The 22,832-nt window shown below is 47.1% G+C and carries 26 protein-coding genes and 4 pseudogenes; all 30 read left to right on the top strand.

All coding sequences use genetic code 11. The features are described from left to right. Nucleotides 1-651: pseudogene (locus tag T456_RS0100270) on the top strand (ATP-dependent zinc metalloprotease FtsH); the annotation flags it as partial. 1,297 nt (nucleotides 652-1,948) lie between these two features. After that, a complete protein-coding gene (locus T456_RS22935; protein WP_242835827.1) occupies nucleotides 1,949-2,329 on the top strand; it encodes a PTS transporter subunit EIIC in 381 nt (126 codons plus the stop codon). A gap of 117 nt (nucleotides 2,330-2,446) precedes the next feature. Beyond that, nucleotides 2,447-2,596 (top strand): hypothetical protein, encoded by a 150-nt coding sequence (locus T456_RS22930; RefSeq protein ID WP_242835825.1) that lies wholly within the window; start codon nucleotides 2,447-2,449, stop codon nucleotides 2,594-2,596. Nucleotides 2,597-3,106: 510 nt separating this feature from the next. Beyond that, nucleotides 3,107-3,700 carry an HTH domain-containing protein gene (locus T456_RS22925; RefSeq protein WP_155837986.1) on the top strand — a complete coding sequence of 198 codons (594 nt, stop codon included), beginning with the start codon at nucleotides 3,107-3,109 and terminating at the stop codon, nucleotides 3,698-3,700. A gap of 345 nt (nucleotides 3,701-4,045) precedes the next feature. Then, entirely contained in the window at nucleotides 4,046-4,264 is a 219-nt protein-coding gene (locus T456_RS20850) for a PRD domain-containing protein (RefSeq protein ID WP_024864359.1), read from the top strand. A 50-nt stretch (nucleotides 4,265-4,314) separates the two neighbouring features. After that, complete coding sequence (locus T456_RS22190; protein WP_155837985.1) at nucleotides 4,315-4,458, top strand: hypothetical protein; 144 nt, start codon at nucleotides 4,315-4,317, stop codon at nucleotides 4,456-4,458. Beyond that, a pseudogene (locus tag T456_RS24225) lies at nucleotides 4,451-4,540 on the top strand (hypothetical protein); the annotation flags it as partial. The gene T456_RS22190 and the pseudogene T456_RS24225, both read left to right, overlap by 8 nt. A gap of 42 nt (nucleotides 4,541-4,582) precedes the next feature. Further along, complete coding sequence (locus T456_RS22920; RefSeq protein ID WP_024864358.1) at nucleotides 4,583-4,807, top strand: hypothetical protein; 225 nt, start codon at nucleotides 4,583-4,585, stop codon at nucleotides 4,805-4,807. Nucleotides 4,808-5,290: 483 nt separating this feature from the next. Next, nucleotides 5,291-5,458, top strand: coding sequence for a hypothetical protein (locus T456_RS22185; protein ID WP_155837984.1), 168 nt, complete (start codon nucleotides 5,291-5,293; stop codon nucleotides 5,456-5,458). 12 nt (nucleotides 5,459-5,470) lie between these two features. Further along, a complete protein-coding gene (locus T456_RS18780) occupies nucleotides 5,471-5,839 on the top strand; it encodes a PTS sugar transporter subunit IIA (RefSeq protein ID WP_197026838.1) in 369 nt (122 codons plus the stop codon). Between the two features lie 78 nt (nucleotides 5,840-5,917). Next, a pseudogene (locus tag T456_RS23995) lies at nucleotides 5,918-7,180 on the top strand (zinc-binding dehydrogenase). Nucleotides 7,181-7,223: 43 nt separating this feature from the next. Continuing rightward, nucleotides 7,224-7,433, top strand: a complete 210-nt coding sequence (locus tag T456_RS23990) for an HPr family phosphocarrier protein (protein WP_334291115.1) — start codon at nucleotides 7,224-7,226, stop codon at nucleotides 7,431-7,433. Between the two features lie 110 nt (nucleotides 7,434-7,543). Next, a complete protein-coding gene (gene uvrC / locus T456_RS0100210) occupies nucleotides 7,544-9,415 on the top strand; it encodes an excinuclease ABC subunit UvrC (RefSeq protein WP_024864357.1) in 1,872 nt (623 codons plus the stop codon). A gap of 67 nt (nucleotides 9,416-9,482) precedes the next feature. After that, entirely contained in the window at nucleotides 9,483-10,430 is a 948-nt protein-coding gene (gene hprK, locus T456_RS0100205) for an HPr(Ser) kinase/phosphatase (RefSeq protein ID WP_024864356.1), read from the top strand. A gap of 188 nt (nucleotides 10,431-10,618) precedes the next feature. After that, entirely contained in the window at nucleotides 10,619-11,554 is a 936-nt protein-coding gene (locus T456_RS0100200) for an ROK family glucokinase (protein ID WP_024864355.1), read from the top strand. A gap of 15 nt (nucleotides 11,555-11,569) precedes the next feature. Continuing rightward, entirely contained in the window at nucleotides 11,570-12,499 is a 930-nt protein-coding gene (gene murB / locus T456_RS0100195; RefSeq protein WP_024864354.1) for a UDP-N-acetylmuramate dehydrogenase, read from the top strand. Next, complete coding sequence (gene rapZ, locus T456_RS0100190; RefSeq protein ID WP_024864353.1) at nucleotides 12,496-13,365, top strand: RNase adapter RapZ; 870 nt, start codon at nucleotides 12,496-12,498, stop codon at nucleotides 13,363-13,365. The genes murB and rapZ overlap by 4 nt, the downstream gene beginning before the upstream one ends. 3 nt (nucleotides 13,366-13,368) lie before the next feature. Next, nucleotides 13,369-13,542, top strand: coding sequence for a hypothetical protein (locus T456_RS22910; RefSeq protein ID WP_242835823.1), 174 nt, complete (start codon nucleotides 13,369-13,371; stop codon nucleotides 13,540-13,542). A 99-nt stretch (nucleotides 13,543-13,641) separates the two neighbouring features. Beyond that, nucleotides 13,642-15,114 (top strand): ISLre2 family transposase, encoded by a 1,473-nt coding sequence (locus tag T456_RS0100180; protein ID WP_024864352.1) that lies wholly within the window; start codon nucleotides 13,642-13,644, stop codon nucleotides 15,112-15,114. 225 nt (nucleotides 15,115-15,339) lie between these two features. Further along, nucleotides 15,340-16,107 (top strand): annotated as a pseudogene (whiA, locus tag T456_RS0100175) (DNA-binding protein WhiA); the annotation flags it as partial. A gap of 11 nt (nucleotides 16,108-16,118) precedes the next feature. After that, entirely contained in the window at nucleotides 16,119-16,379 is a 261-nt protein-coding gene (locus tag T456_RS0100170; protein ID WP_024864350.1) for an HPr family phosphocarrier protein, read from the top strand. Between the two features lie 368 nt (nucleotides 16,380-16,747). Then, complete coding sequence (locus T456_RS0100165; RefSeq protein ID WP_024864349.1) at nucleotides 16,748-19,405, top strand: two-component regulator propeller domain-containing protein; 2,658 nt, start codon at nucleotides 16,748-16,750, stop codon at nucleotides 19,403-19,405. A gap of 16 nt (nucleotides 19,406-19,421) precedes the next feature. Beyond that, nucleotides 19,422-20,441 carry a GGDEF domain-containing protein gene (locus T456_RS0100160; protein ID WP_024864348.1) on the top strand — a complete coding sequence of 340 codons (1,020 nt, stop codon included), beginning with the start codon at nucleotides 19,422-19,424 and terminating at the stop codon, nucleotides 20,439-20,441. Beyond that, entirely contained in the window at nucleotides 20,442-21,242 is an 801-nt protein-coding gene (locus T456_RS0100155; RefSeq protein ID WP_024864347.1) for a GNAT family N-acetyltransferase, read from the top strand. Further along, a complete protein-coding gene (locus T456_RS22175) occupies nucleotides 21,220-21,363 on the top strand; it encodes a hypothetical protein (RefSeq protein ID WP_155837983.1) in 144 nt (47 codons plus the stop codon). Before T456_RS0100155 ends, T456_RS22175 begins: the two co-directional genes overlap by 23 nt. Nucleotides 21,364-21,462: 99 nt before the next feature. Continuing rightward, nucleotides 21,463-21,645 (top strand): hypothetical protein, encoded by a 183-nt coding sequence (locus T456_RS20840; RefSeq protein WP_024864346.1) that lies wholly within the window; start codon nucleotides 21,463-21,465, stop codon nucleotides 21,643-21,645. Between the two features lie 36 nt (nucleotides 21,646-21,681). Continuing rightward, nucleotides 21,682-21,897, top strand: coding sequence for a hypothetical protein (locus tag T456_RS23985; RefSeq protein ID WP_081748936.1), 216 nt, complete (start codon nucleotides 21,682-21,684; stop codon nucleotides 21,895-21,897). After that, complete coding sequence (locus T456_RS20835) at nucleotides 21,881-22,264, top strand: Na/Pi cotransporter family protein (protein WP_024864345.1); 384 nt, start codon at nucleotides 21,881-21,883, stop codon at nucleotides 22,262-22,264. The genes T456_RS23985 and T456_RS20835 overlap by 17 nt, the downstream gene beginning before the upstream one ends. Continuing rightward, a complete protein-coding gene (locus T456_RS20830) occupies nucleotides 22,240-22,539 on the top strand; it encodes a hypothetical protein (RefSeq protein ID WP_024864344.1) in 300 nt (99 codons plus the stop codon). The genes T456_RS20835 and T456_RS20830 overlap by 25 nt, the downstream gene beginning before the upstream one ends. Before the next feature lie 25 nt (nucleotides 22,540-22,564). Beyond that, nucleotides 22,565-22,832: PhoU domain-containing protein (locus T456_RS20825; RefSeq protein WP_197026837.1), on the top strand; the 268-nt coding region annotated here is incomplete at its 3' end.

Raw genomic sequence — 22,832 nt, 5'->3', positions numbered from 1 at the left:
AGCCGAGAACGATATCGAGAAGGCTACAAACATGGCCCCGCAGCATGATAACCATGTTCGGTATGAGCGACAAGTTCGGTCTCATGCAGCTGGAGTCAGTACAGAACAGATACCTTGACGGAAACAGAGTCCTCAACTGCAGTGATCAGAACAGCTGCCGAGGTTGACGAAGAAGTCAAGAAGCTCCTTGCGGAGTGTTATGACAAGGCTAAGCAGATAATCAGGGATCACCTTGATGCAATGGACAAGATTGCCCAGTTCCTTATTGAGAAAGAGACCATCACCGGTAAGGAATTCATGAAGATCTACCGTGAGGTTGAGAATATTCCCGAGCCTACAGAAGAGGAGCAGGAGGCTGCCAAGAAGGGCAGAATCTACGCAACAAGAGCGGAGTCAGCGCTCGTTGGTGAGAATGTTCCCATCAAGTCCAAGGAAGAGCCTAAAGTGGAACCCGAGGACAACAATAATGACGGGCTGGCGTTCCGGGAAGCGATTAAGGAGAGCAGCAACCAGTATGAAGCTCCGGAAGAGGAGAAGGCACAGGACCCTCAGACAGAGGATGTGGAGGCAGGTACTTCACCCGATCCTTCACAAATCCAGACAGGAAGCGTGTTTTCCCATGTTCCCGAGGATTTTGACAAAAAAGATTAAAAAGTATTTTATGCAGGCTGTTACCAAAAAAGCGGTAACAGCCTGCTTTTTTGTTACTTGCGAAACTATATTTTCGATAAGAAGTAGTATGGTTAAAAAATTTGTTGCGTAATTAACAATCATCAAAATATAATCTAAATGTTGTTCATAAAAATTTAATAAATTATTTACCACAAGGGGAAATGAGGGGCTCCGCGCGGGTAGGTAAGCAAAGTACTCAATGTTAGTTGGGAGTAGTAAGTCATTGTGAAGCCAGCTAATGTTAAGTCTCGTATGCTCAAGAGACTTATCCCGGTACTTCTTGTCCCTGTGGTTCTTAGCAGCCAATTTTGCCGCTATCAGCGTATCTGCGGACGAAGAGACCGTAATCGAAGCAATTTCACAAAACGAAACAATTGAAAATGAGACAAATCACTGTCAAATCTACAGTAAAAAATGGAGGATAATATGTTTCAGTTTAAAACGTATATTGGAGCTTTGTAGTATTTACCTGGCTCTTTGTTTGGTTTGTTTATAAGCTCATAGCAAGAAAAGCCGCTTTATGCCCTTGTCTTCAGTAAAACCCAGCTTCAGAGATTGGTATGAGCCTCGTCTTAGGTGGTGGATACTATCCTAAAGCTGATCGTAGGGCCGGTTATAGCAATTTGCGCATGGACTTATGTCCTTCCATTTACATTGGACATTCCGGATATGATAACGGAAACTATCAGTACGTTGAAGGAACTGTTCTATCAAAGCAATATGACTCACGATATGCAAACAGACTCATTAAAAGTAGAAGATGAAGACACCGGAGAAACCTGTTACCATATCCTGTGATTACAACAAGGCGAATAAGGGTGATTATATAAGATCAAGTATCTTAAGCAACACAAAAGAAGGCGTGGTTTGTAGAACACAAAAAGAAAGTAATTATGCAACAATGGTTACTTAGCCGCCTTCGTGGTGGAAAAAGATATTACAAATACAGCACAATAAATATATATTGCAGAAATAGTCCGGCCTTGAGCCTCCCTTGCTCACTGCCGGCTTTTCTTTTTTATGGCTCCTTTCGCGTGCCAAAGAGAACCGTCCCCCATTTGGCGCTGTGAGAACCGTCCCCCCCATTGGCTTCCCATTGGCTCTTAAGGACTTGTCACTTTACCCATGTGACAAAGTTAAATATGTATGAATTGATTAATAAACTGTACACCAATAAAAATAACTTAAATCAATTGAATGCATTCGGATTATCTGTAACCTTCTTGCGGCAGACGTGCCAAAAGAAAACGTTTATTAAGTTGGAAGGGGTATCCAAATGAAAGAAAAGATTCAAAGTTTTGGACGATTCCTAAGTGGAATGGTCATGCCGAATATCGGCGCATTTATAGCATGGGGGCTTTTGACAGCATTGTTCATCGATACCGGCTGGCTCCCTAACGCACAGCTTAGTTCAATAGTCGGACCGATGCTCACATATGTTCTTCCGATTCTCATCGCTTACCAGGGTGGTAAGATGGTTGGCGGACCCAGAGGAGCAGTTATGGGTGCCATCATGACAATCGGTGTTATCTGCGGAACAGAGTACACAATGTTCATGGGAGCAATGATCGCAGGACCTCTTGCAGGCTGGGTCATCAAGAAATTTGACAAGGCAGTTGAGGTAAAGATCCCCTTCAGGATTTCGAGATGCTTGTAAACAACTTCTCAGTTGGTATCCTTGGTCTTCTCCTTGCAATCCTTGGCTACTAATGTAATCCGGACCCTTTCATGGGCGGGCGTACTTGCTTTTCCTTAACGCCGGAGTTGGCAGTACTTGTTAACAACAACATTTCTGCCTCTCGTTTCAGTATTCGTTGAGCCTGCTAAGGTTCTTTTCCTTAATACACCGCTATCAACCACGGTATCTTCACTCCTTCTTGAGCAGAGCAGGTTGCTTCAGCCGGCAAGTCAATCTTCTACATGATCGAGACAAAACCCCGGCGCAGGTAACAGGTGTGCTTCCTTGCATACTGGCTGGTTCTCTAAGGATAAGGTTACAAAGGATTCCGCACCCCGGAGCCACTTATCGTTCATCTCCCTTGGCGGTATCCACGAGATCTACTTCCCTTATGTACTTATGAACCCCCTGCTTTCTTCTTGCAACAATCGGCGGAAGCCGTAGCAGCTATGATCTTCAACACACACTGTTCAAGCTTGGCCTTGGCCGGTCCTCCTTCACCCGGATCAATCATCGCCTATGTTGAATGGCCACCTAAGGGATCAACCTTCATGGTTCTTCTCTCAGCCAGTAGTTGCAGCAGCTGTATCCTTCGTTTATTGGCAGCTTCCTATCGTTAGACTTTCTAACGGGCAAGCAGTCTCTTGCAGACTCCACCGAGAAGATGAAAGAGATGGAAGGCTGGAGGCTAAGGGCCGGTTGCTGTAAGCGAAGTTAAGACAGCAGCAGACAACCTTACAGCAGTAGCTGCAGAAGATGTTAAGAAGATCGTTTTCGCTTTGCGACGCAGGAATGGGATCTTCAGCAATGGGAGCTACAGTTCTCAGAAAGAAACTTACAGATGTTGGCAGAACTGATATCGAAGTACAGCATGCGTCTGTATCAGAGAATACCTGGCAGATTGCTCAGATAGTTGTAACACCACCAGGAGCTTTCAGCAAGGAGCCAGAAAGAGTGCACCTAACGCAAGGACTGATCACCATCAGCAACTTCATGGCTGCACCTGAGTATGATTCTCTTGCACAGGAGCTGAAAGCTTTAAATACGGAGTTTTTATGGAACTTACACCACCGCATAAGACAGATCATATTGTATTTGCTTGGCGCAGAGCAGCCGGCCACGGATCAGGAAGTGGCTGATGCTCTGGGTGTAAGTAAGCGCACCATTTTAAGGGAAGCGGACTACATCGCTTCCATCCTGAAACAGTATGATCTTACCCTGGTTCGGAAAAAGGGAGAGGGCAGCCAGATTGAAGGGGATGCCGACAACAAGGCCCGCCTCATGAGTGCTGTCAAAAGCCCGCAAAGGATGAGATCGTATCAGATAAGGAGAAGAGAAGGAATCTTCTGAAGCTGGAGCTTCTAAGAAACAGGGAGCCCCAAAAGCTCTTTTACTACAGTGGACATGTTCGGCGTAAGTGAAGCTACCATCAGTACCGATCTTGAAGCCATAAAACGATTGGGTACAGGAGTGTCACCTTAGTATCATAAGAAAGCCCGGCTTCGGAATTGCTCTCTCCGGCAGCGAAAAGAGCTATCGAACAGCCATGCAGCGCTTTGTTACCGAGAACATGAACAAATCGCGGGGACAGCGAGCTGGCAGACAATATTTACACCCTCATGAACGAGGCCATCCTCTCTGAGGTGGAAACAGTTCTCGAGGAAGTGGAGGAACCGTATCTGCGTCTTTTGACCAATGATGCCTACATGGGCCTGCTGGTACATCTGGCGGTGGCCGTGGAGAGGGATAAGGCAGGGCGAGCTGGTATCTGAGGAAACCTATGATGCCAGATTCGACAATGGCTATGACATTGCCAGAAAGATCGCGGATGCTCTGGAAAAAGAGTTCTCCATCACGATTCCGGAATCGGAAGTAAACAATATTTTACTGCACATCAAAGGTGCAAAAACTTAACTACACAAAACGAGGCCATCGGCAGCAGCGGCATCAGGACTGACGAGCTGATGGGAATTATAGATGCGATGATAGATGTGCTGGATGCAGATCTGGCAAGGGAGCTCCGATATGAGGAGGACTTTATCAGAGGACTGATGGTACACCTGGAGCCGGCTCTTTATCGCATGAAAAATGACATGAACCATAAGTAACCCTCTTCTTGCAGAGATCAGACAGGAGTACCCGGAGGTCTTTGCGGATTGCGAGAGGGCAGCGGAGGTCATTACTGAAAAGACGGGACTTGTTCCCAACGATGCGGAGATCGGATATCTGGCCATGCACTTCGGAGCGGCCAGGGAGAAGATCCTCAGCAGGAAAAAGAAAAAGCGCACCGTTAACATCGGCGTTATATGTGCCAGCGGATTCGGAGTGGCACAGCTGATGATGGCAAAGCTTCGCAGTCAGTTTGCTGACTGGGATATAGTGCTTAAGGCTTACGGCAGTGATGAGATCACCGAGCACGTAATGTCCAGAAACGGATTTCTTTATCTCAAGCATTGAAGTGGACGAAACTGGGTGTTGACTACTGTATGGTCAATCCTCTTATTACCCAGAGAGACGTTCTGCAGATAAGCGTTAAGATCGATGAATACGCATCGATGCCGGTAAAGGCAGGAAAACAATGATTTACCCAGGCAACTGGACGAGATAAACGACATCATTAACAGAATCAAGGGAGTCATTAGAAGGTATCATCATCTTACCGTTTCTAATGAGATGAATCTTGAGGCGCTGATCAAGTATATAGCTGCTGATATTACGGATACATCCAAGGCGGGCAGCGGTGCTTGCAGCAGATATCCTGGCAAGGGAGCAGGTAATGACACAGGTATTCCCTGAGATAGGGGATAGCTCTTTTCCACTGCAGAAGCAAGGCAGTTAAGGAGTGTCAGATCATTACCGCAGGGCCTGATAAGGGGCAGCTATTTGAGGACCCCAGATTAAAAGACATCAGGGCTGCGCTCTGCATGGCGATGCCAATAGATGAGCACAGGCAGCAGAACACGGACATGCTGGGGAAGGATATCGGGAGCCATAGTCGAGGACGAGGCTTTCCTTGAAACCCTGAAGACCGGCGATGAAGAAGCCATTCAGGAAAAACTGCAGCGGATAATGAAGAGTTATTTCAGTGAGAGAATTAATGGTCTATAACAGGAGGCACCTATGATACTGGAAACCAAAAATATCTTTTTAAACCAGAAACCCGGTAACAAGGAAGACGTCATCAGAAAGATCGGTGGTATATTTTCTTCCCAGGGATTTACAAATGAGTACTATACTCAGGCAATGCTGGACAAAGAGAAGGTGTTTAATACATATATTGGCAACGAGTTGGCTATACCTCATGGAATTGAGGAAGCCAAGAAACATATTTTGAAGACAGGACTGGTTCTTATGACATTTCCCGAGGGCCAGGACTGGGGGGCTGCAGAGAAAGTCAAAGTGGTGATCGGAATTGCCGCGGTAGGAGATGAACATCTCGATGTACTGGGCAAGATCCGCCATGACTTTTTCGGACAAGGCAGGAGTTGAGAAACTGCTGACAATGACTGAAGACGAGATCAGCGCATCTTTTGAAGGATGAGCTAAACCATTTGGAGGTGAATTATTATGAAGACACGAGCTGTCAGAATGTACGGAGAAATGGACCTTAGACTTGAGGAGTTTGAGCTCCCCGAGATCAAGGACGATGAAATACTTGTAAAGGTGATCAGTGACAGTATCTGCATGTCAACTTACAAGCTGGCCAAGCAGGGCAAGAACCACAAGAGAGCACCCAAGGATATCGACGTTAATCCTATTATTACAGGACATGAGTGCTCAGGCGTTATCGTAGAAGTGGGCGAGAAGTGGAAAGACAAATATAAGGTTGGTGACAAGTGGGCACTTCAGCCCGCCCTCAACTATCAGGGCAAGCTTGATTCACCCGGATATTCCTATCGTTTCTGCGGCGGAGATGCTACCTACTGCATCATGCCTCATGAGGTAATGGAACTGGATGCGCTTCTTCCTTACAACGGAGAGAGCTTCTATCAGGCATCCCTTGGTGAGCCCATGAGCTGCATCATCGGCGGATATCATGCAAATTACCACACCAACAAGCAGAACTACAATCATGCAATGGGAACCAAGGAGGGTGGAAAACATCCTTATCATGGGCGGCTGCGGACCTATGGGTCTTGGCGCCGTAAGCTATGGACTTCGTTTCGAGAACAAGCCCAGGAGAATTGTTGTAACAGATCTTGATGACGCAAAGCTTAAGAGAGCTGCCAGCGTTATCAGCCCTGAGTTTGCAAAAGAGAAGGGTGTTGAGCTCATCTACTTCAATTCATCAGGAGCTGATGCAGAAGAGAAGCTTATGGAGATCACAGAGGGACACGGCTACGACGACGTATTCGTATATGTTCCCGTAAGAAGCGTTGCCGAGATGGGCGACAGGCTCCTTGCTTTTGACGGCTGCATGAACTTCTTTGCAGGTCCCACAGACAATCAGTTCAAGTCTGAGATCAACCTGTACAATGCACATTACACAAGCACACATATTCTGGGAACCACCGGCGGCAACAACGACGACCTTCTTGAGGCCCTTGAGCTTGCTGCAAAGGAGAGATCAACCCTTCCGTAATGGTTACACATATCGGCGGCCTGGACAGCGTTGCTGAGACAACCTGCAATCTTCCCGGAATACCCGGCGGCAAGAAGCTCTGCTATACACAGATCAACATGCCTCTTACTGCAATAGATGACTTTGAGAAACTGGGAGAGACAAATCCTCTGTTTGCGAAGCTTGCAGTTTCCTGCAAGAATCACGCAGGTCTGTGGAATCCCGAGGCTGAGAAGATTCTTTTCGAGCACTTTAATGTTGAGATATGAAGATCATCGAATATGTTATAACTGACCCCGAGGGCGTACATGCATTGCCGCAGGCGGTCTTATAAAACTGGCAAATGCTTTCAACTGCTCCATTACAGCCAAGGGCAACGGCCAAAGTACGGATGCCAAGCATCTCTTTGGCCTGATGAGTCTGGGTATCAAAAATGGCCAGACTCTGACCCTTATCTGCGATGGCGCGGATGAAATAGAGGCTGCAAAAGCATTGGAGAGATATCTTAAGGATAATCTCTGATGACGCCAATGTAGCCGACCCTTAGTATCCTTTTTTCCTCTTTGTTGAACCACTGATTTCGGGCTTACATTCCTCTTTTAAACTCCCGAAGTTAGTGGTTTAATATTTATATGTCAAACTTCGATATCAAGGAAGAACTGAAAAAACTCCCCAAGAATCCCGGGGTCTACATAATGCGCGATGCCAACGACACCATTATGTATGTGGGCAAAACCATCAACCTGCACAACCGTGTAAGGTCTTATTTTCGTTCCAACATAGGGCGCGGACCTCAGATAGACATGATGGTCAAGCAGATCGCCCGTTTTGAATATATAGTTACGGACTCGGAGCTGGAGGCGCTGGTTCTTGAGAACAACCTCATCAAGGAGCACTGTCCCCGCTACAACACCATGCTCAAGGATGACAAGACCTATCCCTACATAAAGGTCACCGTATCCGAGGCGTTTCCCCGTATACTCTTTTCCCGTCTTATGAAAAAAGACAAGTCCAGGTACTTCGGCCCTTTCACCAGCGCAGCCGCAGTCAAGGACACCATTGAACTTATAAATAAACTCTACGGCCTTCGGACCTGCAACCGCTCTTTGCCAAAAGAGATAGGTGCTGAGCGCCAATGTCTTAACTACCACATGAAGCAGTGCTGCGGCCCCTGTACAGGCAACGTTTCACAGGAGGAGTACAGAGCAAGGATTGATAAGGCGCTGGAGTTTCTCGGGGGCAATTATTCTCCTATTATAAAAGACCTGGAGCAGAAGATGGAGGCGGCATCCGAGGAGCTGGACTTTGAGAATGCTGCCAAGTACAGGGATCTTCTTGCCAGTGTTAAGGTGGTTGCCCAGAAACAGAAGATGACGGATTCCTCCATGGAGGATAAAGATATAGTGGCCATCGCCGCGGATGACAAGGATGCGGTGGTCCAGGTGTTCTTTGTCAGGGACGGAAGGCTTATCGGCAGGGAACACTTCTACATGACACATGTGTCGGAGAATCCCAAGGCGGAGATCCTCATGAACTTCGTCAAACAGTTCTATGCGGGAACACCTTTTATCCCAAGGGAACTGATGCTGCCTGAGGTCATTGATGATATGGAGATCATCGAGAAGTGGCTGACCCAGCGCAAGGGAAGCCGCGTGTATATCACCGTTCCCGAGAGGGGCCAGAAGGAGAAGCTCATGGAGCTTGCGGCCCAGAACGCCGAGCTGGTGCTCTCCAAGGACAAGGAGCGCATCAAGCGCGAAGAGGGCAGGACAATCGGTGCCGTCAAGGAGATTGAAAACCTGCTTGGTATCAAGGGCCTTGAGAGGATGGAGGCCTACGATATCTCCAATATCAGCGGTTTTGCCAACGTGGGATCCATGGTGGTCTACGAGAAGGGCAAGCCCAAGAAGAGTGATTACAGAAAGTTCAGGATAAAGACTGTGTCCGGACCGGACGATTACGCCTGCATGCATGAGGTGCTCACAAGGCGCCTTCTTCACGGCATAGAGGAGAAGCATGAGCTTCAGGTCAGGGACATTGATGCAAGATTTGGAAGTTTTACCAGGTTCCCGGATCTTATCCTTATGGATGGCGGACGTGGACAGGTCAATATATGTCTTAAGGTTCTTGAAGAGCTTGGGATCAATATTCCTGTCTGTGGAATGGTCAAGGACGACAACCACAGGACAAGAGGTCTTTACTTTAATAATGTAGAACTTCCCATCGACACCAGGTCCGAGGGCTTTAAGCTCATAACAAGGATCCAGGACGAGGCCCACAGATTTGCCATTGAGTATCACAGATCCTTAAGGAGCAAGGCCCAGGTAAAGAGCTCTCTGGATGACATTCCGGGCATCGGCCCCGCAAGGCGCAAGGCTCTTATGAAGAATTTCAGGTCCATAGAGGAGATAAGGCAGGCTTCAGTGGAGGAGCTCTCCAAAGTGCCTGAAATCCCCGAAAATATAGCACAGCAGATATACGACTTCTTCCGTCAGGATAATTGAAGAACCCGTATTTCTATGATATTATGTGGTTTGATGTTGGAACCAAATAACACCAAGGAGGCTCAGCATGTCGAGTGTAAGTTTAAAAACTATCATTGAAAAAATGAAGCTTGAAAATCTTACTCCTGAGATAGATGTCAAGAAGATCAGGATAACCCAGCCGGATATCAACAGACCGGCCCTTCAGCTGGCAGGATACTTCGAGCACTTTGAAGCGTCCAGGCTTCAGGTTATCGGATTCGTAGAATATACCTATATGGAATCTTTCCCCCAGGACAAAAAGGAAGATATGTACAGGGAGTTCCTTTCCTTTGATATACCCGGCGTGGTATTCTGCAGGGAACTTGCTCCGGATCCTACTTTTATAAAAATAGCTGTCGAGGAGAAGGTCCCCGTATTTATAACCAAGAAATCAACTTCCGCTTTCATGGCGGAGATCATCAGATGGCTCAACGTTAAGCTTGCTCCCTGCATTTCCATCCACGGAGTGCTGGTGGATGTCTACGGCGTAGGCGTTCTCATCACCGGTGAGAGCGGAATCGGTAAGTCGGAGACAGCCATCGAGCTTATCAAGAGAGGACACCGTCTTGTGTCCGATGACGTGGTAGAGATAAGACGTGTCAGCGACGAGACGCTGATCGGATCTGCTCCCGATATCACCAAGCATTTCATCGAGATGCGCGGTGTTGGTATCATCGATGTTAAGACCCTTTATGGTGTATCAAGCGTTAAGGAAACACAGAATATTGACCTGGTCATCAAGCTTGAGGACTGGGACAAGGACAAGGAATACGACAGACTCGGTCTTGAGGAGGAGTACACAGAGTACCTTGGCAACAAGGTGGTCTGCCACAGGATCCCTATAAGACCCGGAAGAAACCTGGCTGTTATCTGTGAGTCGGCAGCAGTTAACCACAGACAGAAGGCCATGGGCTACAATGCAGCTCAGGAGCTGTATAACCGTGTACAGAACTCACTGGCAAGAAGACGCAGTGAAGATGATGATGATGAGTGATAAAGCAGACCAAAGTCAATGAGTCCTGTGCTTGCACAAAGGACTCATTGACCTTGGGATGCGAACATACATGAGGAAGTAGCACGACAGTGCGGATTCCGAATGTATGTAGGATTGCGAGAGCGAAGCGGAGCAATCCGTTATCACGGAGTATACAGATTACATACATATTGAAGGGAGAATATACCATGGCACGTTACGTATTTGGCGCAGACGTTGGAGGAACAACAGTTAAGATCGGCCTTCTTACAGAGACCGGCGAGAAGGTGGATTTCTGGGAGATCCCCACAAGAACAGAGAATCACGGAGAGAATATCATTCCTGATATCGCGGACTCCATCAGAGCCAAGATGAAGGAAAAGAATATAGAAGACACCCAGGTTGTAGGTGCAGGTATCGGTGTTCCCGGTGCCGTAAACGCTGACGGTGTTTGCCATCAGGCAGTTAACCTTGGCTGGGAGAAGGTAAATGTTGTAAACGAACTTCACTCCAAATTGAAGCTCCCTGTTAAGGCAGGAAACGATGCCAACGTAGCAGCCCTCGGTGAAGCCTGGAAGGGCGGCGGACAGGGTTATCCCAATATGCTCCTGGTTACCCTGGGAACAGGTGTAGGCGGCGGAATCATCGTTGAGGGCAAGATCCTCAACGGCGCAAAGGGATCAGGCGGAGAGATCGGACACCTTCACCTTGTTGACGATGAGCCCGAGACGTGCGGCTGTGGCAACCACGGATGCTTTGAGATGTATGCTTCCGCTACAGGTGCAGTAAGGATTGCAAAGAGAGTTCTTGCAAAGACTGATGAGGACAGCGTACTTCGCGGCAAGGATTTCGAGTGCAGAGACATCTTTGATGCAGCCAAGGCAGGAGATAAAGTGGCAAAAGAGATTGCTGATCAGTACGGATACTATCTTGGAAAGGGAATCGCAGCAGTTGCTTCTGTTGTAAACCCTGAGATCATCGTTCTTGGCGGCGGAGTTTCAAAGGCAGGAGATATGCTCTTTGATCTTCTTATGCCCAGCTTTAAGGAATTTGTATTCCCTGGCTGTGCTGATGCTAAGTTCGCACTTGCAAAGCTTGGAAATGATGCCGGCGTATACGGAGCAGCCAAACTGGTTTGCGGTTGATGAGGTCTACAGTACTTGAATAAAGAGATCATTGAACATCTGGGACAGATTGTCTCAGAAGAAAACATATTATTAAACGAACCCATGAGCAGGCACACCACCTTCAGGACCGGTGGGCCTGCCGCCTTATTTGTAAAACCGGGAGATTTGGATCAGCTGCAGGGCATCATGAAGCTCGTGCGGAATCTGGAACTCCCTTATTTCGTTGTGGGAAACGGAAGCAATCTTCTGGTGTCCGATAAGGGCTTTGATGGAATAGTCGTCTCCTTAGAGCGCTTTTGCGAATTAAGACTTGAGGGAGAGAGCAGTATTTATGCTGAAAGCGGAGTACTGAATTCAGCCATTGCCTCTTTTGCCAGAGATAACAGTCTTACCGGCTTCGAGTTTGCAGCCGGGATACCGGGAACCATTGGCGGCGCAATGATCATGAACGCCGGGGCCTATGACGGAGAGATGAAGCTCATTACCAGAGAGGTTACTGTCCTTGATCCCAAGGGCGAAGTTATGACCATCAGCAACGAAAACATGGAATTTGGCTACAGGACCAGTGCCATCAAGGGAAGGGGACATATCGTTCTGTCTGTTATCCTTGACCTTGCAAAGGGAGACTCCGAAGCCATTTCTGAGAGGATGAAGGAGCTGGCTTTAAAGCGCAAGGAGAAACAGCCTCTGGAATATCCAAGTGCCGGCTCAACCTTTAAGAGACCCCAGGGCAATTTTGCGGGCAAGCTCATAGAGGAAGCGGGGCTTAGGGGCTTTAGCGTTGGAGATGCCTGCGTTTCCGAGAAACACTGCGGCTTCGTGGTAAACAAGGGAAATGCCACTTCTGCACAGGTCTACGAGCTTATAGGTAAGGTCCGGGAGAGGGTTTTTGAGAATTCCGGAATCATGTTAGAGCCTGAAGTTATCATGGTTGGTGATTTTCAAGAAGGAGCATCACTATGAGATTTGTTATAGTAACGGGGATGAGCGGCGGCGGTAAGGCCACAGCCATTCATATGCTTGAGGATGCGGGATTTTACTGCGTTGATAATCTTCCCGTGTCCCTTATAGAGAAGTTCACGGAGCTTATTACCATGCCCGACAGCGGTATAACCAAGGTTGTTCTTGGTATTGATGCCAGAGCGGGGCAGAGCTTTGAGGGTGTTGCCGGAATCATTGATTCCATGAAGGAGAGGGGTATCCCCGTGGAGATCCTGTTTATGGATGCCAGCGACGCCGTACTTATAAAGAGATACAAGGAGACCAGAAGGATACATCCCATGAATGCCGCCGGAGACAGGCTCGAAGACGGCATTGCCAAGGAGAGGGAGGTTCTTGCCGAGGTTAAGAAGAAGGCGGACTATGTTATCGATTCCTCCAACCTTCTTACCAGGGAGCTCAAGGGTGAGTTGGACAGGATCTTCGTCCACAATGAAGAGTACAACTCGCTGATGGTGAACATCCTTTCCTTTGGTTTTAAGTACGGTATTCCCTCTGATGCGGACCTGGTGTTTGATGTCAGGTTCCTGCCAAACCCCTATTATATAGAGGATCTCAAGCATCAGACCGGCAACGACAAGCCGGTGCAGGACTACGTCAAAAGTTTTCCTGAGTGCGGAGAATTTGTGGACAAGCTGGAGGATCTTTTGAAATTCCTGATCCCCGGCTACATCAAGGAAGGCAAATACCAGCTGGTGGTGGCCATAGGCTGTACCGGTGGTCAGCACCGAAGCGTCACCATAGCTAATGAGATATATGAGAAGCTTAAAGGGTCTGATGGTAAGTTCGGACTTAAGCTCTCTCACAGAGATGTTAAAGAGGCACGTTGAGAGATGTCTTTTTCTACAGAGGTAAAAGAGGAACTGGCAAAACGCATAGGTACGTCCCGCCACTGTCAGCTGGCAGAGCTTGCTGCCATAGTGACAATGGCCGGCTATGTGGGACCCGACGAAAGCGGCAATACTGCGCTGTTTCTGCAACCTGACGACCCTGCTGTACTTAGCTAGCGTAAAGTTTTTGTAGGATTAATTGAAAAAGGGGATTTCCTTCGTGATATAGTTATTTACGGTGTCCAAGCCAAAATAACCAAACGGAGGAGTCCCCTTGTGTTAAATAGTATACAGCATTTTATTGAGAATGGAGTACCAAATCTTCAGAAGGCATCAAAAGATTTTTCAGAGGATCCGAGAGACTTTGCAGGTTTCATATACAAGGTCAGGAATGAAGCGCTTCAGATGGCGTTGGATTACATTTCTGAAACCCTTACAACCTGCAACCAGATATTAAAAGACAGTCCTGTGAGAAAGGAAAGATGGGAAGTGGTAAGGACTGACGAGAAGTCTCTTATCACCTCAATTGGAAAGGTTATGTTTTCCAAGACACTGTTTAAGAACAAGGTGACTGGAGAACGCAGATATCTACTGGATGACATGCTTTCATTTGACCCTCATGAAAGGATGTCAGAAGATGCCATAGCACAGCTCTTATCAGAGAGCGTTCAGACCTCTTATCGTAAAGGTGGACAAGCAGCAAGCATCCTTGATGAGGTCAGCAAAGAGACTGTAAAGGATAAGATACATGCTCTCGAGTTCCCCAAGGAACAGAAAAGAAGAGGCAGAAAACGCAAGGTTGAGTATCTGTATATAGAGGCTGATGAAGATCATGTGTCGCTTCAGTTCCAGAAGGAAAAGGGGGATCTCCAGGTCAACCAGTATGGAAGAAAACTCAATGGAATGATAAACAAGCTTATCTATGTTCATGAGGGCATTGAAAAGGATGCTCCCAAGAGTACAAGACATCACCTTGTTAATGCCCATTTCTTCTGTGGTTCTTATGAAGGCAAAGCAAACAGTGAACTCTGGGATGAAGTCTACACATATATTGACAACAACTATGACATAAGCAGCATAAAGAGGATATACCTAGGAGCAGATGGTGGAGCCTGGATTAAGGCTGGGGGAAAAAGGATAAGTGGCATCACATATGTGATGGACGAGTTCCACCTCAAAAAATACCTGATAAAGATGACAAACCATTTGATGGATAGTGCTGATGATGCCAGAAAGCTTCTCTGTGAAATGATCAAGGATGGAAGTAAGGAAGATTTCCTGTCTGTGGTAGATATGCTTGAATATCATGCCTCAAACGACAAGGAAATGAAACGTGTGCAAGAAGGCGCTGATTATATACTTGATAACTGGTCTGCAGCCAAGACAAGGCTTAGATACAGGAGGATTCCTGGATGTAGTACTGAAGGTCATGTCAGTCATGTCCTGTCAAAAAGAATGAGCATGACTCCAATGGGCTGGAGTCGAAAAGGCGCTGATAAGATGGCAAGACTCAGTGCCTATACATGGAACAAAAGGGATATGCTGGAACTTGTGCGTTACCAGAAGACAGTAATGCCTAAGGCTGCTGGGGCAGAAGAAGTAGAGACTGTAGTAGCGCATGTAAGAGAAAAACAGTATTCCCATCCGGCGTGGGGAAAGTATGTCGATAGCATACAGGTAGAGCTTAGTTCAGAGCTGAAGAAGTGGATGAGCATCGGAATGCATAACTACATCTGGAAACTGTTCTAAAAGGAAGCCAGAGGCTGACGCCTCTGCCTTTGAATAAAGTGCGCCAGAGCGCACACCTATCCTTGATCTGCTTGACTACAGACCAAGGATTAGAATGACAGCCTTGAACTGTCCTCCAACCAGGCGCTATAATGAGTAAGGTTTGAACATCTGAACTGATCACAGGGGCAATCTACCCTTTCGAATCCTACAGTAAATTTACGCCGTCCTGTACTTAGAAAGTTCTTTACATTATTAAAAAAAGCATTTAATATAGTTACTAGCATTTTGGAGGAAAACGGCGAGGTCCGCTATAATGGGCGCATTTACAGGCCGGTGCTCCTTGATGCGGCGCAATCGGAATCGATTCTTAAGGCGATCCGGGTCATGGATTCGGAGGGCAGGATCAGAAATCTTGAGGATGGAGTCAATCCCATGGTTACGAAGAATTCCTGCTGTAAAAGGGCATTCCTTCGAGACGCTTTTTTATGCAATGGTTCCATCAGTGATCCAAACAAGGGTTATCATCTGGAATTTGTCTGTTCCTTTGAGGGGCAGGCGAGACAGCTTCAGGAGCTGATCGAGGATTTTGATATCGAAGCCAGGATTGTGCTAAGGAAGAAATACCATGTCCTCTACATCAAGGAGGGCGCAGGTATTGTTGATCTTCTTAATATAATGGAAGCTCCCGTGAGTCTTATGAATCTTGAAAATCTCAGGATTGTGAAGGAGATGAGGAATTCCATTAACCGAAGGGTGAACTGTGAAGTTGCTAACATAACGAAGACTGTCAACGCTGCAACCAAGCAGATCGATGACATCACATACATCAGGGATCATTACGGCTTTAACAAATTGCAGGAGAGTCTCAGGGATATGGCTGAAGTGAGACTGGAACATCCTGACGCAACCCTTTTGGAACTCGGTAAATACCTGGATCCGCCGGTAGGCAAATCGGGTGTGAACCATAGGCTCAGAAAACTGAGTGAGCTTGCTGATCGTTTAAGATCTTAGAGGAGGATATTATGATCACAAAATCTATCGAAATCAAGTTGCCCAGAGGACTTGAGGCCAGACCTGTTGCTGAGCTGGTACAGCTTGCCAGCAGATATGAGAGCACAGTACACATTGAGGCTCAGTCCAAGAAGGTGAACGCTAAGAGCATCATGGGGATGATGACTCTGAGCCTTTCTTCAGGAGAAGCTGTTACCGTTATAGCTGACGGCAGCGACGAAGAGTCAGCTGTTGCCGGTGTTGAGAATTTTCTTCAGGGATTGGCTAATTGACCTGCGCTGTATCGCAAAATAAAAAAAGCCCCTAAAAAGGGAGGATGCCAGGTAAGCTTCCTTACCTGGCATATTATGAAAAAGTTTTATTTGGTATTGTCTTAACTCATCTGACAATATTATATTAACAAGCCTTTATGTCTAAAAGATGATTTGAAGTAACCATTCTTTTAATTAATTGTAAACAAATTGTTAACGCTGAAAAATGGGTTCTGCCCCGTTTTTTAGCGTTTTTTAATCACTAATCCGTTGAGTAGTTACTGTCATAATGATAGAATTATGATATGAAAGTGTTGAAATCTTGGAAGAACTGGATTTTTATACTTCTGTGTGTCGGCATTGACTATTGTGGAAGAAGCCTCGCATCGATGTATGAAGCTCCGGTTTGGTTTGATGCTGTCGGAACCATTATGGTGGCCATCAAACTGGGCCCAGTAGCCGGAGCTTTATGTGGTATTCTTTTCAACCTGGTCATCTCCTTTGGAGACCCTGTCGCACTGCCTTACATGCTCGTATCCGCCGGGATAGGAGTTGCTGTTGGTATGCTTTATCCCAGGGAGGACAGGGATTACTTCGGATTCATTTCTGCAGCCGTTCTTTCCGGAGTGGTTGCGGCTCTTATATCAACTCCAATTAATATAATAATGTATGGCGGAAGGACAGGAAATGCTTGGGGCGACGGGCTTATAGACAATATCGCCCTATATATGGATATTCCTGTTCTTAATTCTTTCCTGGGTGAGGCTTTTGTAGATATACCCGATAAGGCCGTTTGTATTATTGTCGCTTCAGGGCTGCTCAGAATAGGCCGCTTTATTTTTAAGAAGAGAAAAAAGACAGCTGCTGCGCTTATTCTGCTTCCGGCTCTTTTGATGTCTCTTTTGACCGGATCACGTATCTATGCGGCCGATTTCGGCTCGGAGTATGCCGGCAATCTCTATAATGCGGATACCGGACTTGAATCAATGGAGATCAATGCCATTGCCCAGACCAAGGATGGATACATCTGGGTTGGGTCTTATGCCGGGTTGTACCGGTATGACGGTTACAGATTTTATCCGGCGGATATCGATTCCAGGATCAAGAATGTTACCGCGCTGTTTGTGGACAGGAAGGGTCTTCTGTGGATAGGAACCAACGACAGCGGCGTTGGCTGCTATAACTGCGATACCGGAGCCGTAAGATTTTACAATGTCGATCTGGGCCTTCCCGCCAATGCCATAAGGGCTATTACGGAAGACAATGAAGGCAATATATATGTTGCCACCATCAAGCAGCTTAGCAGGATCACTCCCGAGGAAGAGATTGAAGTTTATGAAGAGAACAGCTTCATGAGCTTTAATAAGCTCAGTGCCAGCGGGGATACGGTTGCCGGGGTAAAGAATGACGGAAGTCTTGTGATATTCAGGGACAGGAAAATACTGTATGTTCTTGCCGGGGACTATACCGTTGTGACAGCAGAGGAAGAGGGAAACTATATTGTCGGAACCAGCACCAATCTTACCGGTAAGATATACATTAAGGATAACTCCACGGATCTTTTATCCAAGAAGTATTGCGGAAGTCTGACGTATTTCAACGACATTCTGTATTCCAAGGAGTTCAAGGGATATTTTGTGGCCTGTGAGAACGGACTTGGCTTCATCTCCGACAAGGGGACAGTGACGGATCTTTCCGATGACAATTTTGACAGCTCCGTAGTCAATATACTTATAGATTATCAGGGCAATGTATGGTTTGCCTCCAGCAAGCAGGGCGTTAAGAAGTATTCCTGGAATCCCTTTGAGGACATCTTTTCCAGGGCAAAAGTAGATGAAGACGTGGTAAACAGCGTTATCGTCAAGGATGGACTTCTTTACGCAGGAACGGGAAACGGACTTGTTACCATCGATCTGAAAACTTATTACTCCGTTCCCATACCGCACCCGGAGTATCTTAAGGATGTGCGGATCAGGAACATCATGTGCGACAGCAAGGAGAATTTGTGGTTCAGCACCTACGGGCCCCACGGACTTATTGAAATGAAGCCTGACGGGACCATACAATATTTTAACTCCAAAAACGGAAACGCTGAGGGAGATAAATTCAGGTTTACCAAGGAACTGTCGGACGGAAGGATAATTGCCGGCAGCAACGTGGGGATTACCCTTATCAATAATGATAAGGTCATCTGGAAGATTGGTGAATATGAAGGCATAAAGACCCAGCCTCTTTGCGTGGTTCAGAAGGACGACGGCACATATCTTGTGGGCTCTGACGGTGACGGTATCTATGTTATTGAAGGCGGAAAGCTGGTTAAGACCATAGGCGTTGAAGATGGGCTTATGGCCCTGGTGGTTATGAAGATCGTTCCTTGTAAGGGAGGTTTCATCTATGTCACCAGTAATGCACTTTACTATGACAACGGCCATGAGATAAGAAGGCTGGAGAACTTCCCCTACAGCAACAACTATGATGTGTTCATCTCTAACGATGAGAAAGCCTGGGTAATGTCCAGCGGAGGCATCTTTGTGGTTGACGAGAGGGACCTTCTTAACGATGGCAACTACAATTATATGCTCCTTAACAGAAACAGAGGACTTCAGACTTCAATCACCTCCAATGCAAGTTATGCACTTAACGGTGAGAGGCTCTACATCCCATGTATCGATGGTGTAAGGCGAATATCCACCGTCAACTATGATAATTTCAACAGTGAGTATGAGATCAGGATTTCCAGGCTCAGTGTGGGAGATGAGGAGATCATTCCGAAGGATGGGGTTTATCACATTCCCGCCACCTCCTCCCGTGTACAGTTTGATGTTGCCGTTATGAATTACACTTTGTCCAACCCGCTGATACACATGTATCTGGAGGGGGCAGATGATGAAGGTATAACCTGTAATCAGAAGGATATGGAGCAGCTGTCCTTCACGAATCTGCCTTACGGAGATTATGTATTCCATGTGGAAATCCTTGATGCCTCGGGTAATATTGTTGTAAGGGACGAGGCCTTCCCTGTGGACCAAGGAGTCACAGATTTTTGAGCGCACTTATTTCAGATTGTATCTGTATGCGGTCTGCTTCCTTCTGGTTCTGTACATCGGTTGGGCAATAGGCAACATGGTTGCCAAGCTCGGCAATGTCCAGCGCCTTCAGAAAGAAGCAACAATTGATCCTCTTACGGGACTTCTCAATAAGAGAGGCGCCAGGGAGGCTATGTCCGTGGCCTGCAAGGAGGGCGAAGGAGTACTGGCTGTACTGGACCTGGATAACTTCAAGCCCGTAAACGACCTGTTTGGCCATGACATGGGCGACAGAATCCTCATCGATCTGGCAAGGATACTTAAGGAGAATGCCGGAAACGAGGATATTCTTTGCAGGATCGGCGGCGACGAGTTCGTGGCATTTTACAGGGGCATCGGAGAACAGCAGCTGGAAGCCAGAACTGAAAACCTCAACACGCAGCTTATGACCATGGCAAAGCGGAATCTTGGTGAGAACATGAACATTCCTCTCGGTATCTCCATAGGCGCGGTTAAGGTAGCAAGCGAGGACACGTCCGACTATGATACACTGTTCAAAAAGGCTGATAAGGCTCTTTATATAGTAAAGAACTCCGGTAAGCACAGCTATATTCTCTATGATGAAGAGCTTTTTGCCGGGGAGGACTCATCCAGAGCCAATGCTACGGGAATTGCGGAAGTCAGGACCATCCTTGGAGAGAGAAATAAATCCAAGAAACCCTATAAGGTTGAGAACACCAAGCTTCGAGAGATATACAGGCTGCTGGTAAGACTTGGCGACAACTCCGTCATAAATTCTGTACTGATCCATTTCACAGTTACCGGAGAAGATGGAAAAGAGATAAATCTTGATACAATGGTTGAGTTTGGCAAGATTATCTCCGAGAGCCTGCGCTGCACTGATGTATTTACCATAGACAACAATACTGCGCTGGTGATTATTACCGACACAGACCAGGATGATGCTAAGATAATAATAGAAAGAATAGAAGAAAGGTGCAAAGAAGAGCCTCTGCTTAAGGGCTATCAGATCACCTATGAAAAGGAGATGCTTTAATTGCTAAGGACGGTTGTTTTCCTTTTGGATGAAAAGGACCGTGAGGCCACAAAGCTAAGCGGCGATATCTCTGAAACAATGAAGTATATTAAGGACTGCGGCTATGATTCGGCCGCAGTCTACGCCTGTAATGGGGAACTGCCGGAGCTTTCCGGCTTTGACAAAACCACTTCTCTTGTGATCACTGACCTTGCGGCCGCGGGAAAAGAGCTGCTGGATGAAGGCTATTACGTAGTGGGAATGCAGGAGGGGATCGGAGCCGATTTCTCTTTTCCCGAAGCAAAGTATATATTCAGCGGCATAACGGACGTGGAGATGGATTCCTTCGTGAAGGTCTACCAGCGCTACGCCGGGGAGCCCTGGGAGCTTATGAGGACGAAGCGCCTTGTAATAAGGGAGACCACGGTTGAAGACGTGGATGAGTTCTACAAGCTCTATGCGGACCCGGAGATGACAAGGTACATGGAGGGGCTCTTTGAGGACCCGGAGGATGAAAAGCGCTACCAACGGGACTATATTAAGAAGGTCTACGAGCTTATGGGCTTCGGAGTCTGGACCCTTGAAAGGATAGAAGACGGCAGGATCATAGGAAGGGCCGGTTACTCGGTAAGGAACGGATTTGACCAGGTGGAGCTGGGATTCCTTGTGGGGATGGAATTCCAGAGACAGGGATATGCTCTCGAAGCCTGCAGCGCGATCCTTGATTACGGCAGGGACATACTGCAGTTTGACTCGGTGCAGACCTTGGTGAAGGCCGAAAAACACCGCATCCGTCAGGATGTGCGAAAAGCTTGGCTTTGAAGTGATGGATGAAGTCAATGTCGAGGAGAACATTTACGGCAACGAATACAAGGGCGGGAAAAGAGCTGTTTCCGGAAATCCCAAGTTCGGCAGATACATCCGGATGATAAAGCACCTTTGATGTTATTTGATTTCGCTCAAAAATTTATGGTAATTTTTAGGTAATTCCTGTAATATATACCTGTACATCTAGTATTTTTGCGGAATAAACGGAGGAGAAATGGATTCGTTAGAAGTTTTTAGCTTAATCGCGGGACTGGTCGGTGGACTGGCCATGTTCCTTTACGGAATGAATGTAATGAGCGGTGGTCTCACAAAGGCAGCAGGCGGCAAGCTTGAGAGCGTTCTGGCCAGAGTGACGGGAGCATCCCCATCATCGCATATCTCTTTGGAGTTGGAGTGACTGCCACTGGTTCAGTCTTCATCAGCTTCAACTGTCATGGTTGTGGGCCTGGTTAACTCGGGTATCATGACTCTTAAGCAGGCGGTAAACGTTATCCTGGGAGCTAACCTGGGTACAACATTTACAGCGTGGCTGCTTTCACTTAATGCCATCAGCAGTGACAATTTCTTTATAAATCTTTTAAAGGCCCAAGTCCTTTACGCCTTTTCTGGCACTTGTGGGTATTGCTCTTTACATGTTTTCCAAAAATGACAAGAAGAAAAACATCGGAACAATCCTTCTTGGATTTTCTGTGCTTATGTTCGGAATGAGCACCATGTCCGATGCGGTATCTCCCCTTAAGGACGTGGAGGGATTCAAGAGAGTTCTGACATCCTTCAGCAATCCTCTTCTGGGATTCCTTGTGGGCATTCTTTTTACAATGACTATTCAGAGCTCCGCCGGAACCATCGGTGTATTGCAGGCTCTTTCACTTTCGGTCAAGATCAAGTACGATGTGGCAATTCCCGTTGTCATCGGTGCTGAGGTAGTACCTGTATCACAGCTATCCTCTCATCCTTCGGTGCCAACAAGAACGGTAAGAGAACTGCCCTCATGCATCTGTATTTCAATGTCATAAAGGCAACCACCTTCATGATCCTGTTCTATGCAATCCACTCCGTTGTGAACTTTGCTTTCATGGACAGTCAGATCGGCATGGTGGGAATCGCCGGAATACATACACTGGTGAACCTGGTGGCAACACCTCTTATGCTGCCTTTCTCGGAGATCCTTGTTACTCTGGCTCTCAAGACCATTCCCATCGACGAGGCGGAGAAGAGAGAGCAGGAAGACCAGCAGGGTATCAGAACTCTGGATCCCAGATTTCTTTCAAAACCCGCCCTTTGCTCTTGAGCAGGCCCGTCAGGCAGCCATCGTAATGGCTACCATGAGCCACGATGCCATGGCGAAGGCGATAGGTCTTTTGACCGAGTTCGATGAAAAAGAGGCAGAGGAGGTGGACTACCTTGAGAGAAAGGTGGACACCTACGAGGACCAGCTGGGAACCTACCTCATGCAGATCAACGCCCATCACCTTGGCAACAAGGACAGCCATACACTATCAGTGCTGCTCCACTGCATCACCGACTACGAGCGAATCAGTGACCATGCCCTCAACATCATGCAGAAGGCCAGAGGCATGAGCG

Source organism: Butyrivibrio sp. FCS014 (genome assembly GCF_000526935.1).
Classification (GTDB): domain Bacteria; phylum Bacillota; class Clostridia; order Lachnospirales; family Lachnospiraceae; genus Butyrivibrio.
This window is presented reverse-complemented; position numbering and strand designations above follow the sequence as displayed.